The sequence below is a fragment of the Amycolatopsis acididurans genome, assembly GCF_012328925.1.
GTDB classification, from domain to species: Bacteria; Actinomycetota; Actinomycetes; order Mycobacteriales; family Pseudonocardiaceae; genus Amycolatopsis_E; species Amycolatopsis_E acididurans.
Genome location: NZ_JAAXLS010000092.1, coordinates 1 through 12,482, shown reverse-complemented (window position 1 = coordinate 12,482; position 12,482 = coordinate 1). Strand labels below are relative to the sequence as shown.

The window sequence follows — 12,482 nt, the reverse complement described above, 5'->3', positions numbered from 1 at the left end:
GCCCGCGGTGGCCCCGGCGCCCGCACCGGTCGCCCCACCACCGCCGCCCGCCGCGACCCCGGCGAGCCTGAGCGCGACCACCCCGCCGGGCGGGGTGGAGCTGCAACCGGGCGGCGGTCCGGTCTCGTTGCCGATCACGGTGCGCAACGACGGCGGTTCGACGTCGGACCCGGTGTCCGCGTCGCTGAACCTGCCTTCCGGCATCCGCGCGGTGAGCCCCGGCGGTGGCGGCGGTGGGGCCGCCGGAGCCAGGGGCTTCACGGCGCAGACCGACCAGGGGCCGCTGAACGTGAACTGCCCGGCCGGCACCGGCACGGTGACCTGCAAGACCGATCGCGGCCTCGCGCCGGGCGAAACCGCCACGCTCACCTTCCGGCTGGTCGCCGACCAGGACGCCCAGCCCGGCGAGATCACCGGTTCGGTCAGCGCGGGCAGCGCCGTGCAGGTGTCGGTCCGGGTTCACGTCGCCGTCCGCGAACAGCCCGCGGACGGGGTGAGCCTGCAGGTCGACGCGAACTGGGCCGGGCCGTGGCCGTGGGTACACCCGACCTGGCTCAGCATCGACGTGCGCAACGAGGGCCAGACCACGAAACCGGTCACGATCACCGTCGACCGGGCCACCCACGTCGTGCTCGGCGGGTGGCGCGCCGACTGCGGCACCGCGGGCGATGCCACGACGTGCACCAGCAAGGACTCGCTCGCACCGCAGGAGCATCTGCGGTTGTGGCTGCAGGTCGACGGCCGCCCCGACGACCGGCGCGCGATCAACGTCACGGCCGTGCTCGGCAGCGCGACCGCGACCAAGTCGGTGAACCTGGACTGCCAGGGCCATCCATTCTGTGACGCGCCGGACCCGACCGCACCGACCACCACCACGACCGGTCAGACCACCACCACGACACCGGCCACCACCACGTCCGGCTCGCCGTCCACGACGCTGACCCCGACCACGACCACCACCACGACGACCACCACGACGACGACGACCGCGAGCAGCACGGCGGAGAGCACGACCGGCGACCCCACGAAGACCAAGCCCAAACCGCCGCGGCCGTGGTGGTGGCTGCCGTGGGTCCCGTGGTGACCTCGGCCGGATTCAGGGCACTACGGCACCCGGAGTAGCGTCCGGATCATGGCCGCCATCGACAGCCTTCTCGGGCTGCTGCCGAAACCCGTGCGCTCGCTCCTGCTCAAGCACCGCGAGCTGCTGAAGTTCGGCGTGGTCGGCACGGTCTGTTTCGTGCTCACCAACGTGGTGAACTACACGCTCAAACTCACCGTGCTGCACGAGAATCCGGTCACCGCCCTGATCCTCGCGGTGCTCGTGGCGACCGTCGTGTCCTACGTCCTGTCCCGCGAATGGTCCTTCCGCACCCGCGGCGGCCGGGAACGGCAGCACGAGGCCGCCTTGTTCTTCGTCATCAGCGGCATTTCGGTCGGCCTGAACTCCCTGCCGCTGGCCGTTTCCCGGTATCTGCTCGAACTGCGCACGCCGTATGTCGGCGTGGTCACCCAGGAGATCGCCGATTTCGTCAGCGGCATGATTCTCGGCACGCTCATCGCGATGATCTTCCGCTGGTGGGCCTTCAAGAAATGGGTTTTCCCGCAGGAAGGCGCACGTCCGAGGCTGGTTCGCACGCCCATTTCCGAACCCGGCGAACCGGACGAGCGCGCTGCCTGACAAACCCCCGCACGGCTGAACTACGTACACTACGGCAGTGACCGTTGTGGAATCCATGCTCTCCCATACCCCGGAGCCGTTGCGCTCCGTGCTGATCAAGCACCGGGAGCTGCTGAAGTTCGGGATCGTCGGCGGAACCACTTTCGTCGTCGACAACGGTGTGTGGTACCTGCTCAAGCTGAGCGTGCTGGAGTCGAAGCCGACCACGGCCAAGGCGATCGCGATCATCGTCGCGACCATCGTCTCCTACGTCCTCAACCGGGAATGGTCCTTCCGCACCCGGGGCGGGCGGGAACGCCACCACGAGGCACTCCTCTTCTTCGTGATCAGCGGATTCGCCGTGGTGGTGAACCTGATCCCGCTGTGGTTGTCGCGTTACGCGCTCCACCTCGAAACGCCGTTCGTGGCCAGGTGGGCGCAGGAAACCGCGGACTTCGTCAGCGGGTCGATCATCGGCATGCTGCTGGCCATGGTGTTCCGGTTCTGGGGCTTCAAGAAGTGGGTCTTCCCGGACGACCTCGGAGGACGGCGCCGCGACGTGGCGCGCGACGCCGAGATCAAGCCGCTGCGCCCGATGGGCTAGCAACGCTCAGCGCGGCACGCGTTCGGAGGGCCAGCGCACCGCCGCCGCGTCACCGGGCACCGGTACGCGCAGGAACAGGCTGAACACCGCGGGCCTGCGACTCGACAGTTCGAGTCGCCCGCCGTCGGCCTCGGCCAGCGCGCGAGCCAGCGCGAGCCCCACACCGGTGGAGCCGCCGCCGGAGAATCCGCGTTCGAACACGTGCGGCACCAGCTCGTCGGGAATCCCGGAACCGGTGTCGCTCACCTCGACCACGACCGTGCCCTCCGCATCGCCCCGGCGCGCGGCGAGCGTGACGGTTCCGGCGCCGTGCTTGAGCGCGTTGTCCAGCAGCACGCCCACCACCTCGCGCAGACGGCCCGGCGTGGCACGGGCCATCAGCCCGTCGCCGATCCGCAGCTTCAGGTTGCGCCCTTCCGCCCGCAGCAGCTGGCGCCATTCCTGCGCGACCTCGGGCAACTTCGACGCCAGTTCCACCGGTTCGGCGTCAACCTCGCTCGCGGCCCGCGCGGCGGCCAGCAGTTCCTCCAGCGCCTCGGAGAGCCGGTCGGCCTGTTCCTGCGCGGCGCGCGCCTCCTCCGCGGCGTCGGTGTCGTCGAGGAGGGTCAGCGATTCGAGGCGCAGCTGCAGCGCGGTCAGCCTGCTGCGCAGCTGGTGCGAGACGTCGCCGACGAGCTGCCGTTCGCGCTGCACCAGCTGGGCGAGCGCGGTGCCGGACGTGTCCAGTGCCTCGGCGACCATGTCCAGCTCACCGACCCCGTAGCGGCTCGGGTCCGGCCGGAAGTCGCCACCGCCGAGCTTCGCGGCGCGCTCGGCCACGTGGCGCAGCGGCTTGGCCAGCCTGCGGGCCGTCACGGTCGCCACCACGGTGCCGATGCCGACCGACAGCACCACGAGCAGCAGCACGGCGAGCGTGACGGTCGTCTGGCGGGAGCGCATGGTGCCCGCCGGGATGGTCAGTTCGAGGTTGCCGTCGCGCGCGAGCTGCACGCGCGCGGTGACGACGTCCGAGCCCGGATCCGAACCCTGGACCAGCGTGTCGCGCCCCGGCAACTGCACGCTGAGCCGGCCGCCGGGCGGGATCGCGACCGCGACCGTGGCCAGGTCGCTCTGGGTCAGCTGGCCGTCGGCGAGGTCGGTGTCCAGGGTGGCCGCGATCTGGGAGGCGCGGGCGGAGAGGTCCTCGGTGGTGATGCTTTCGACCAGCTTCCACGCGGTCACCCCGAGCGGAATGCCGAGCGCGGCCGCCGTGACGGCGACCGCGAGCAGGATGGCCAGCAGGATCCGGCGGCGCACTGGCTAGTCCACGTTGAAGCGGAATCCGACGCCGCGCACCGTCGCGATGCGCCGTTCGCCGTCGCCGGAGTGCACGACCGCGCCCTTGCCGTCGCTGGTGTCGGACAGCTTGCGCCGCAGCCACGACATGTGCATGTCGAGCGTTTTGGAGGTCTTGGACTCCAGGTCGTTCCACACCTCGGCGAGGATCTCGTCGCGGCTGACGACGTGGCCCGCGCGGCTCATCAGTACCCGCAGCAGCTCGAACTCCTTGTTCGCGAGCTGGATCTCGCGGCCGTCCACGGTGACGAGCCGGGCGCCGAGGTCCATCCGGACGCCACCGGCCTCCAGCACCTCGGGCGCCCGCCTGCGCAGCAGCGCGCGGATGCGGGCGAGCAGCTCGGCGAGGCGGAACGGTTTGGCGACGTAGTCGTCGGCGCCGGCGTCGAGGCCGACCACGAAGTCGACCTCGTCGGTGCGGGCCGTGAGCATCAGCACCGGCAGTTCGGTACCGCTCGCGCGCAGGCGGCGGCACACCTCGAGGCCGTCCATTCCGGGCAGGCCGAGGTCGAGTACGAGCAGGTCGACCCGGTGCTCCCCGGTGGCTTCCAGCGCGGCGGGTCCGTCACCGACCACCTGGACGTCATAACCCTCCCGCTGCAACGCGCGCGACAGCGGTTCGGCGATCGCCGGGTCGTCTTCGGCCAGTAACACCATGCTCACCTGGCCAACTCTACGACCGGGGGGCGTGAAACCATCGTCGCGTGCCCAGCTATGCCGACGATCTCACTCTGGCGGCGCGACTCGCCGACGCCGCCGACGCCATCACGACCGCCCGCTTCCGCGCGCGGGACCTCAAGGTGGAACGCAAACCGGACCGCACGCCGGTGACCGACGCGGACACCGCGGTCGAGGACGCCGTGCGCGCACTGCTGGCCGCCGAACGCCCCGGCGACGGCATCGCTGGCGAGGAACGAGGAGGAACGGGCTGGTCACAGGGCCGGACGTGGATCCTCGACCCGATCGACGGGACGAAGAACTTCCTGCGCGGGCTACCCGTATGGGCGACCCTGATCGCCCTCGTGGAGGACGGGAACGCGGTCGTCGGCATGGTGAGCGCGCCACTGCTGGAACGCCGGTGGTGGGCCTCGCTGGGCGAGGGCGCGTGGCTGCGCGACGCGACCGGTGACCGGCGGATCTCGGTCTCGGGCGTGTCGTCCCTTTCGGACGCTTACGTGTCCACCACGCACCTGGGCTCGTGGACGGAGTACCACTCGCGGGAGGCCTACCTCGCGCTGACCGACGCGTGCTGGGAGAACCGCGCCTTCGGCGACTTCTGGCAGCACTGCCTGGTGGCCGAAGGCGCCATCGACCTCGCCGCGGAACCGATCGTCAACGCCTGGGACGTCGCGCCGATGCAGATCCTGCTGACCGAGGCCGGGGGGAGCTTCAGCGACCTGTCCGGAAAGGTCACCTTCGACGGCGGGAACGCGCTGTCGTCGAACGGGCATCTGCACGATGCGGCACTGTCGATCTTGCAGCGACGCTGAAAGGCGCTTTCAGAAATCCGCGCTGGTGCCCGGTACAGCGTGGCCCCGGAGAGGTCGCGGACCTGTTGCGGGACAACGCTTCCGCATGGCAGGGCGTGCTGACCCGCGAGGACGTCGCGCGGCGCCCGCAACCGGACACGTGGTCACCGCTGGAGTACGCCTGCCACGTCCGGGACGTCTTCCGTGTTTACACCGAACGCCTCGGCCTGATGCTGAGCACCGACGATCCGCACTATCCCCCAACCGGGACCAGGACAAGACGGCCGTCGAGGACCGGTACGGCGAACAGGATCGCCGGCGCGTCGCGGACGAACTCGCCGACGCGGCGAGTACTCTGGCCGCCCGCTTCGACCAGGTTTCCGGATCACAGTGGGAGCGCACGGGAAACCGCGGCGACGGCGCGCACTTCACGATCGCCTCGTTCGCGCGGTACTTCATCCACGACCCCGTGCACCACCTGCACGACGTCACACGCTGGTAGGCAGCACCCCCACCGCGCCGCGCGCCACCTGCGACCACGCGAGCCTGCCGAACAGGTAGTGACACGCCACCTGCTCGTTGGTGAAGCGCGCCCAGTCGTAGCGGTTTCCCTGCTCCCGCCAGAAAACCTCCCACACCGGGGCGCCTTCCTCGGACTCGTCGACCCGCAGCACGCACCACGCGTTGTCGGCCTCGGCGCCGATCGACACGACCTCCTTCGGCACCCCGATCGCGTCGAGCCACCGCAGGATCGAATCGATGTTCACTCGCCCTCCTCGAAGGTGACGTCCTCCAGGTACCCCATCGTGACGAGCTCGTCCGCCGAGTACACCGACCGGTATCGCACCCCACCGCCGGGTTGTCCGAACCACGGCGCCGACACCGCGCTCCACATCGGCAGCTCGCACAGCACCTGGTACCGCCGGTACCCGGCGTCCTTGGCCGACGGTGGCAGCGACCGCTGCGCGAACGACGTACCCAGCGGCGCGAAGACCCGCCCGCCGATATCGCCGAACCGGTCCAGCATCGTGCCCTCCGCGAGCAGGTCCGGCTCGCCCCGTTCGTGCCCGCCTTCGGGGTAGCGCTCCCCCGGCGGCCACGCGTACTCCGGGATTTCGTCGCGCATCCCGGCCAGGAACCGCCGGTCCCAGTCGCGTTCGTGCGACCCGCCGAGCGGATCGTGGCCGGTGAACAACTCCTCCGGCGGCTCACCGGGCGGCGTTGGCAGGCGGGCGTATCCGTCGCGCACCTTCTCCAGCGCGCCGGACGAGTCGAACCGGCCGGACTCCGGATGGTCGTGCGGCGGGAACCGCAACCCGGGCGCGTAGTCGACCTCGGGCGGCGGGACGGGCAGCTGCCGCGCCGGTTTGTCGGCGGCGACGGGCAGATGGCCGAGCGGGAACATGTGCACCAGGAACAGCGCCACCACGCTTTCCCGTTCGCGCCTCGGCGCGCCCAGCGGCGGCAGGTCCTTCGGCGGCAGGTCCTGCCGTGGCGGCCGATCCTGCGGCGACGGTTGCGGCTGTTGTGGTTGCTGCGGGGCGTAACTCTGTGCCGGGTAGGGCATTCCGGGCTGCCGCTGGACGTAACCGCCGGGCGCGAGGACCGGCGGCGCCTGCCGGGGCGCGTATCCCGCCGCGGGCGGCGGCGGTGCCGCGCCGGGTGCCATCGGCGGCGGCGCGCTGGCGGCATACGGCGGCGGAGCGACGTAGCCGGGCTGTTGCGCGGGCGCGGGCGGGGCGACCGGTGGCGGAGCGGCGGGCGCCTGGGGCGGTGGCGAGTAGGCGGCGTCGGTGAAACCGGACGCGACGGTTCCACTGTGGACCGGCGGGATGCCGCTGGGCGGGGTCGGCACGTCGTCGAACCCACCGGACTGCAGCAGGCCGCCGTAGTGCGCGGGCGCCTGCGGAACCTGGATGGGGCCGGTACCTGCGGCCGAGGGGTCCGGGTGGAACGGCGTGGGCTGCCCACCGGCCGATTGCCCGGCGACCGGGAGCGCCGGCTGGCCCTGCGGTGGCGTGGGCAGGTCGTGCGCGGGTGGCGCGTCCGCGGCAGGAGGCCCGCTCACCTGCGGCAGGCCGCCGAGCGGACCCTGATCACCCAGCGGACCGTGGTCGCCGAGCGGACTGTGCTCGCCGAGCGGACCGTCCGACCCGAGCGGGCCGTTGGAACCGAGCGGCCCGTGCGACCCCAACGGACCGTCTGGACCGGTGGTGGCACCGACCGTCGAATCCACAGCGGACACCAGATGTCCCGGCAGCCCGGTCACGGTGCTCAACAGCCCACCCTGCCCGTGTTCGGTGCGCGCGCCGGGATTGGGGTCGACCACGTTGCCCAGCGTGGAGACCGCTCCGCCGCCCGGTCCCACGGCGCCCGCGAGCCCTTGGGTGAGCGAGGAAAGATTCGTGGCGGTGCCACGCAGCACGGTGTCCAGCCCGAGCAACGCGGTCGGATGCCCGGCCGAAGCGGCGGCCTGCGCCGCGTCCCGGTTCTTCGCCGCGTCGACCAGCTGCCGGACCATCTCGACCTTCGCCGTGCCGACCTGCTCCGCCGCGTGCTCCAGCCGGTCGGCGGCGTCGCCCGCCCCGGCGGCCGCGGCGGTGAGATGCCCGTTGTCGGGATGCACGAACCCGGACCACTTCTTGCTCGCCGCCTCGGCCGAGGGACCGGTCATGGCGCCGATCGCACCGCCGGCGACCTTGTCCGCCTCCCCGGCCAGAGCGGTGAGCTTGCCGTGCGCGTCCCGCCACGCGGCGGCCTGCTCGCGCATCTTGTCCTCGTCGGCCTGCGGCCACGACAACCCGGTCTCGGCCGCGACGTCGGCCAGTTCCTTAGGCAGTTCGATACCCATGCCTATTCCCCGGCCGCGTCGGCGATCGACCGCTGCGCGGCGGCGTCTCCTGCCCGGTAGCGGCGTGCGGCGTCGGCGAACGAGCCACCGACGTCACCGAGCCCGTCGGCGAGCTCGCGCAGCCGCTTGGCGGAATCCTCGGCGGGCGTCGCGTGCGCGGCGGCGAAGCTGCGGCCGACCTCGTCGGCACCCCACGCAGCGGCCGCGCCGTCGAGCGCCCCGTCGAGGTCGGCCGAGATCTGCGCGGCGCGGCGCACGAGCCCGTCGAAATCCTTCGCGCCCGACGCGAGGCGCTCGGCGTCGGCTTCGAAGCCCGTCACCGGTTGACCCAGTTCTGGTCTTCGAAGCTCTCCTCGTCCGCCGGCGGCCGAGGCCGGGACTTGGGCTTGGGCGGCGCGATCTCCGTCGCGTCGAGGTCGCCGGTGCCCAGCAGCAGCGCCTGCGGATCGGTGCCGCCGGGCAGCGCCGGTGCGAGCTTCTCCCCCGCGGCGCTGAGGGCACGCATGGTGGCGGTGCCGGTGACGCGCACGATCTGCTCGGCCAGCTCCTTCGGCCGGTAGCGCCGGTACGCGGCATCGTCGATGACCAGCCCGGTCAGCGTGCCGCGTGGGCCGACGGTGGCGGTGATCAGGCCGTCCTGGTCGCTCGCCGAGGCGGTGATCGACGCGAGTTCGCGCTGCACCGAGGCGAGATGGTCTCTGCTGCGCCGGTAGTCGGCCAGCAGCTCCTCCACCTGTGTGCGGTGCTCGGTCACGGCACCCCTCCTCGGTAGTACAGCAATCGGCTTCGAGTCGGACGCGCCCTGAGGCGCCCCGGTTCCACCCCTTCGAAAAGAGGTTCCCGGATCGGGTGAAAGTCGGCTAACCGGCGAGCGCCCGCACCACGCGCGACGGGCTGGGTCTGCCGAGCTTGGCCGCCATCCAGACACTGGTCTCGACCAGCGCTTCGAGATCCACGCCGTGCTCGATGCCAAGGCCGTCGAGCAGCCACACCAGGTCTTCGGTGGCGAGGTTGCCGGTGGCCGACTCCGCGTACGGGCAGCCGCCGAGACCACCGGCCGAGGCGTCCACTGTGGACACGCCGAAGCGCAGGGCGGCGACGGTGTTGGCGAGTGCCTGGCCGTAGGTGTCGTGGAAGTGCACCGCGAGGCGCTCCGGCCCGACCCCGGCCTCCAGGAACGCCCCGAGCACCTGCTCGACGTGCCCGGTGGTGGCCACGCCGATGGTGTCGCCGAGCGAGAGCTGCCAGCAGCCGAGCTCGAGCAGGCGCTTGCCCACACGCACCACCTGCTCGACCGGCACCGGTCCTTCCCACGGGTCGCCGAAGACCATCGACAGATACGCCCGCACGTTCAGCCCGGCCGCCCCGGCGAGCACCTGCTCGAACATCGCGAACTGCGCTTCGAGGCCGGAGTTGAGGTTGCGCCGCGCGAACGTCTCCGTGGCGCTGGCGAAGATCGCGATGTCGGCGCAGCCCGCGTCGATCGCGCGGCCGAGCCCGCGGGTGTTGGGCACCAGCACCGGATACCGTACGTCCGGCCGCCTGGCCAGGCCCTTCAAGAGGTCCTCGGCGTCGGCCAGCTGCGGCACCCACTTCGGCGAGACGAAGCTGGTCGCTTCCAGCACCTTCAGCCCGGCCGCGGCGAGCCGGTCCAGGAACTCGGTCTTGACCTCGACCGGCACGATCGCGGACTCGTTCTGCAGACCGTCGCGGGGGCCGACCTCCCAGATCGTCACGCGCGAGGGCAGGTTCGCGGCCGGTGCCCGTTGCGGCAGGCCGAGTGTCCTGGTGCTCATCTCAGCGACGGCCCCGGGTGTGCGGCGGCTGCCCGTCCGGTTGGCCGGGGAAGTCGTCGTAGGGGTTGTCGTTGACCTGGCGGTAGATCACCGTGTGCACGCGCTCCACCTGCGGAATGTCGTCGAAGCGCAGCGGTTCGTCCGATGCCGACTCGATGATCAGGGTGCCGCAGCCGAAGATCCGGTCGACGAGGCCGTGCTCGAACTGCACGCTGTTGATCCTGGTCATCGGGATGTCGATACCGGTGCGCTTGATGACGCCCTCGCGCACGATCAGCCGGTCGGTCGTGACGACGAAGTGCGTGGTGCGCCAGCGGATCAGCGGGGCGAGGAACAGCCAGATGATCAGGAGGACCCCGACCACGCCGATCGCGATCAACGCGACGTTGTGCCACGGGGCGGTCAGACCGCCGGTCAATGTGGTCAGCCAGATGCCGGCACCGAGCGTCACGATCAGCCAGAACACCGGCCAGATCAGCATCTTGAAATGCGGATGGCTGTGCACAATGACCTGCTCGTTCTCGCTGAGCAGATCCTCCGGGTAAGCCACTTGAAACACGCTCCGATCATTGCCGCTGCGCTTAAGGTACCGCCCGCAGATGCACCACGTCGCCCGCGAACACGGTGTGCCGCCGCCCGTCGTCGGAGACCACGATCAACTGGCCCGCGGCGTCGATGTCCTCGGCCACGCCCACCAGCGTCTTGTCCCCCGGCAACATGATCCGCACCTGCCTGCCCAGGGTTTCGCAGTGCGCGCGGTAGTCCTCGAACAGGCCGGCCTCGGCGAGATCGCCGTGCCCCGCGCGCCAGCGGCGCTCGCGGTCGGCCAGCGCGCTCAGCAGCCGCACCGCGATCTCCGTCCGGTCGGTGGTGCGGGCGCCGTGCTCGGACAGCGACGTGGGACGCAGGCCGCCGGGGCCCGGCGGCACGTCCTGCCCGAGCGGGCGGACGTTGAGCCCGATGCCCAGCACCACGCTCAACCCGTCGCCCGAGGCGGCCTCGGCCAGGATGCCGGCGCATTTGCCGCGGTCCGGCCCGGCGAGCACGTCGTTGGGCCACTTCAGGGCGGCGTCCACGCCCAGGTCCGTGGTGAGGTCCATCAGCGCGAGCCCCGCGACCATCGCGAGCGAGCCTGCCTGGGCGAACGCCACCTCGCGCGGACGCAAGAGCACGCTCAGGTAGATGCCGCTCTCCTTGGGAGAGGCCCACGCGCGGGCTCGTCTGCCGACCCCGGCCGTTTGCTCCTCGGCGATCAGCACGGTGCGGTCCGCGGCTCCTTCTACCGCGGCCCTGAGCAGGTCGGCGTTGGTGGACCCGGTGGTCGGCACCACGTCGATGTCGGCGTAAGAGCCGGCCAGCTCGCTGCGGAGCCGGGCGGCATCGATCTCGGTCATAAGGAGAGGTTAATAACTTTCCGATGATCCAATCGTTGTGTCTTGGTGGACTACCTTCGGCTTTCTCATAGTGTTGGGAGAGTGACCATCCGTTTCCAGAAGTGGGGCCGTGCCGTCGTCGGTCGGGCGCTGATCGCCCTGATCATGGTCGGTGCGCTGGTGACGTGTGGCTGGTTGTTCATCAAGCCGCCCCAGCAGAGCACCCCGGTCGCGGCGGCCACGGTGCCGCAGCCCGCGCCGAACGGCAGCGCGCAGACCGCCGCCGGGCCGTCCGTCCTCGAGGTGAGTGCGCCGGTGCAGGCGCAGGCGCCGCAGCAGCAGGGCAAGAGCGAGCTGGAGAAGTGGGCGGCCGGGCTGAGCGGTCCGCTCGACATTCCGGAGCGCGCACTCGTCGGGTACGCCACCGGTGAGCTGACGCTGCGCAACGAGCAGCCGAACTGCCACCTGTCGTGGGTGACGCTCGCCGGCATCGGGAAGGCCAGTGCCGACCACGGCCGTTTCGGCGGTGGGTCGCTCAACGCCGACGGCGTGACGTCGAAGGCGCTGGGCGCGGTGCCGCTGCAGGGCGCCGCCGGCGAGGCGGCGACCGATCAGCGCAGCGGCCCGATGCAGCTCACCGGCGCGGAGTGGAAGCGCGGCGCGGGCAACGTCCAGAACATCGACGACGCGTCGGTCGCCGCGGGCCGCACGCTGTGCGCGAACGGCACCGACCTGCAGGCGGGCCAGAGCTGGTGGAACGCGATCGCCAAGTACCGCGATTCGGACCTGTTCCGGCAGCAGGTGCTCGGCAACGCGCAGCTGTACGCGACGCTCTCGCTCGCGCCGGAGAAGGCCTCGGCCCCGTCGACCCGCGCCGTGCGGTTCGCGCTCGACCAGCTCGGGCTGCCGTACGTGTGGGGCGGCAACGGTCCCGACGCGGGTGCCGCGGGCTTCGACTGCTCGGGCCTGACCAAGGCGGCGTACGACAGCGCCGGGGTGGCCCTGCCGCGCACCGCCGACTCACAGTTCCGCGCCGAACCGCCGGTGCCGAACACGCAACCGCCCGCGATGGGCGACCTGGTGTTCTACGGCAGCCCGGCCGGTTTCATCCACCACGTCGGGCTCTACCTCGGCAACGGCCTGATGATCAACGCCCCCCAGACGGGGATGGCGATCCAGATCGCGACGTACCACCGCACGGGCGACGACTACGCCGGCGCGGCCCGTCCGGCCTGAGTGTCCTAGCTCGGGTGTTGCACGGTGACAAGTGTAGGTTCTCATGTTTGATTTCATTTTCTCACTGATTTTTCGTCGGTCTTTCGTATGTGAAAGATCGATGAGAAGTCGGACGGTCGAGTCGCCCGTGCGGGGTCACTCGTTCGTGTCTGATGGCT

The 12,482-nt window shown here is 71.1% G+C and carries 13 protein-coding genes and 1 pseudogene; 5 read left to right on the top strand and 9 right to left on the bottom strand.

The window, feature by feature from the left end:
• The 3 genes and pseudogenes from HFP15_RS42400 to HFP15_RS41530 form a co-directional block, all read left to right on the top strand.
• Positions 1–1,084: pseudogene (locus HFP15_RS42400) on the top strand (sigma-70 family RNA polymerase sigma factor); the annotation flags it as partial.
• Between the two features lie 48 nt (positions 1,085–1,132).
• Positions 1,133–1,681 carry a GtrA family protein gene (locus HFP15_RS41535; RefSeq protein WP_210718564.1) on the top strand — a complete coding sequence of 183 codons (549 nt, stop codon included), beginning with the start codon at positions 1,133–1,135 and terminating at the stop codon, positions 1,679–1,681.
• Positions 1,682–1,718: 37 nt separating this feature from the next.
• Entirely contained in the window at positions 1,719–2,264 is a 546-nt protein-coding gene (locus tag HFP15_RS41530) for a GtrA family protein (protein WP_168524021.1), read from the top strand.
• Between the two features lie 6 nt (positions 2,265–2,270).
• Here the strand turns inward: HFP15_RS41530 and HFP15_RS41525 are convergent, their stop codons facing one another.
• Both HFP15_RS41525 and HFP15_RS41520 read right to left on the bottom strand, forming a co-directional pair.
• Positions 2,271–3,560 (bottom strand): ATP-binding protein, encoded by a 1,290-nt coding sequence (locus HFP15_RS41525; RefSeq protein ID WP_168524019.1) that lies wholly within the window; start codon positions 3,558–3,560, stop codon positions 2,271–2,273.
• 3 nt (positions 3,561–3,563) lie between these two features.
• Positions 3,564–4,256, bottom strand: coding sequence for a response regulator transcription factor (locus tag HFP15_RS41520; RefSeq protein ID WP_168524027.1), 693 nt, complete (start codon positions 4,254–4,256; stop codon positions 3,564–3,566).
• Positions 4,257–4,303: 47 nt separating this feature from the next.
• Between HFP15_RS41520 and hisN the strand changes: the two genes are divergently transcribed.
• Positions 4,304–5,089, top strand: a complete 786-nt coding sequence (gene hisN / locus HFP15_RS41515) for a histidinol-phosphatase (RefSeq protein ID WP_168524017.1) — start codon at positions 4,304–4,306, stop codon at positions 5,087–5,089.
• Between the two features lie 467 nt (positions 5,090–5,556).
• Here the strand turns inward: hisN and HFP15_RS41510 are convergent, their stop codons facing one another.
• The 7 genes from HFP15_RS41510 to HFP15_RS41480 form a co-directional block, all read right to left on the bottom strand.
• Positions 5,557–5,835, bottom strand: coding sequence for a hypothetical protein (locus tag HFP15_RS41510; RefSeq protein ID WP_168524016.1), 279 nt, complete (start codon positions 5,833–5,835; stop codon positions 5,557–5,559).
• Entirely contained in the window at positions 5,832–7,919 is a 2,088-nt protein-coding gene (locus HFP15_RS41505) for a TNT domain-containing protein (protein WP_168524015.1), read from the bottom strand. The genes HFP15_RS41510 and HFP15_RS41505 overlap by 4 nt, the downstream gene beginning before the upstream one ends.
• Positions 7,920–7,921: 2 nt before the next feature.
• Complete coding sequence (locus HFP15_RS41500; RefSeq protein ID WP_168524014.1) at positions 7,922–8,239, bottom strand: PE domain-containing protein; 318 nt, start codon at positions 8,237–8,239, stop codon at positions 7,922–7,924.
• Positions 8,236–8,673 (bottom strand): YbaB/EbfC family nucleoid-associated protein, encoded by a 438-nt coding sequence (locus HFP15_RS41495; protein ID WP_168524013.1) that lies wholly within the window; start codon positions 8,671–8,673, stop codon positions 8,236–8,238. The genes HFP15_RS41500 and HFP15_RS41495 overlap by 4 nt, the downstream gene beginning before the upstream one ends.
• Before the next feature lie 106 nt (positions 8,674–8,779).
• A complete protein-coding gene (locus tag HFP15_RS41490; protein WP_168524012.1) occupies positions 8,780–9,715 on the bottom strand; it encodes a hydroxymethylglutaryl-CoA lyase in 936 nt (311 codons plus the stop codon).
• A gap of 1 nt (position 9,716) precedes the next feature.
• Positions 9,717–10,265 carry a PH domain-containing protein gene (locus HFP15_RS41485; protein ID WP_168524011.1) on the bottom strand — a complete coding sequence of 183 codons (549 nt, stop codon included), beginning with the start codon at positions 10,263–10,265 and terminating at the stop codon, positions 9,717–9,719.
• Between the two features lie 31 nt (positions 10,266–10,296).
• On the bottom strand, positions 10,297–11,109 hold the full coding sequence (locus tag HFP15_RS41480) for a biotin--[acetyl-CoA-carboxylase] ligase (protein ID WP_168524008.1): 813 nt from the start codon (positions 11,107–11,109) through the stop codon (positions 10,297–10,299).
• An 81-nt stretch (positions 11,110–11,190) separates the two neighbouring features.
• On the opposite strand from HFP15_RS41480, the gene HFP15_RS41475 reads away from it, so the two are divergent.
• Positions 11,191–12,324 carry a C40 family peptidase gene (locus HFP15_RS41475; protein WP_376768934.1) on the top strand — a complete coding sequence of 378 codons (1,134 nt, stop codon included), beginning with the start codon at positions 11,191–11,193 and terminating at the stop codon, positions 12,322–12,324.
• Positions 12,325–12,482 lie beyond the last annotated feature (158 nt).

Bases quoted from the DNA above. Each gene is read 5' to 3' on its own strand.
- HFP15_RS41535 (WP_210718564.1), top strand. From the start codon at position 1,133: ATGGCCGCCATCGACAGCCTTCTCGGGCTGCTGCCGAAACCCGTGCGC.
- HFP15_RS41520 (WP_168524027.1), bottom strand. From the start codon at position 4,256: ATGGTGTTACTGGCCGAAGACGACCCGGCGATCGCCGAACCGCTGTCG.
- HFP15_RS41505 (WP_168524015.1), bottom strand. From the start codon at position 7,919: ATGGGTATCGAACTGCCTAAGGAACTGGCCGACGTCGCGGCCGAGACC.
- HFP15_RS41490 (WP_168524012.1), bottom strand. From the start codon at position 9,715: ATGAGCACCAGGACACTCGGCCTGCCGCAACGGGCACCGGCCGCGAAC.
- HFP15_RS41480 (WP_168524008.1), bottom strand. From the start codon at position 11,109: ATGACCGAGATCGATGCCGCCCGGCTCCGCAGCGAGCTGGCCGGCTCT.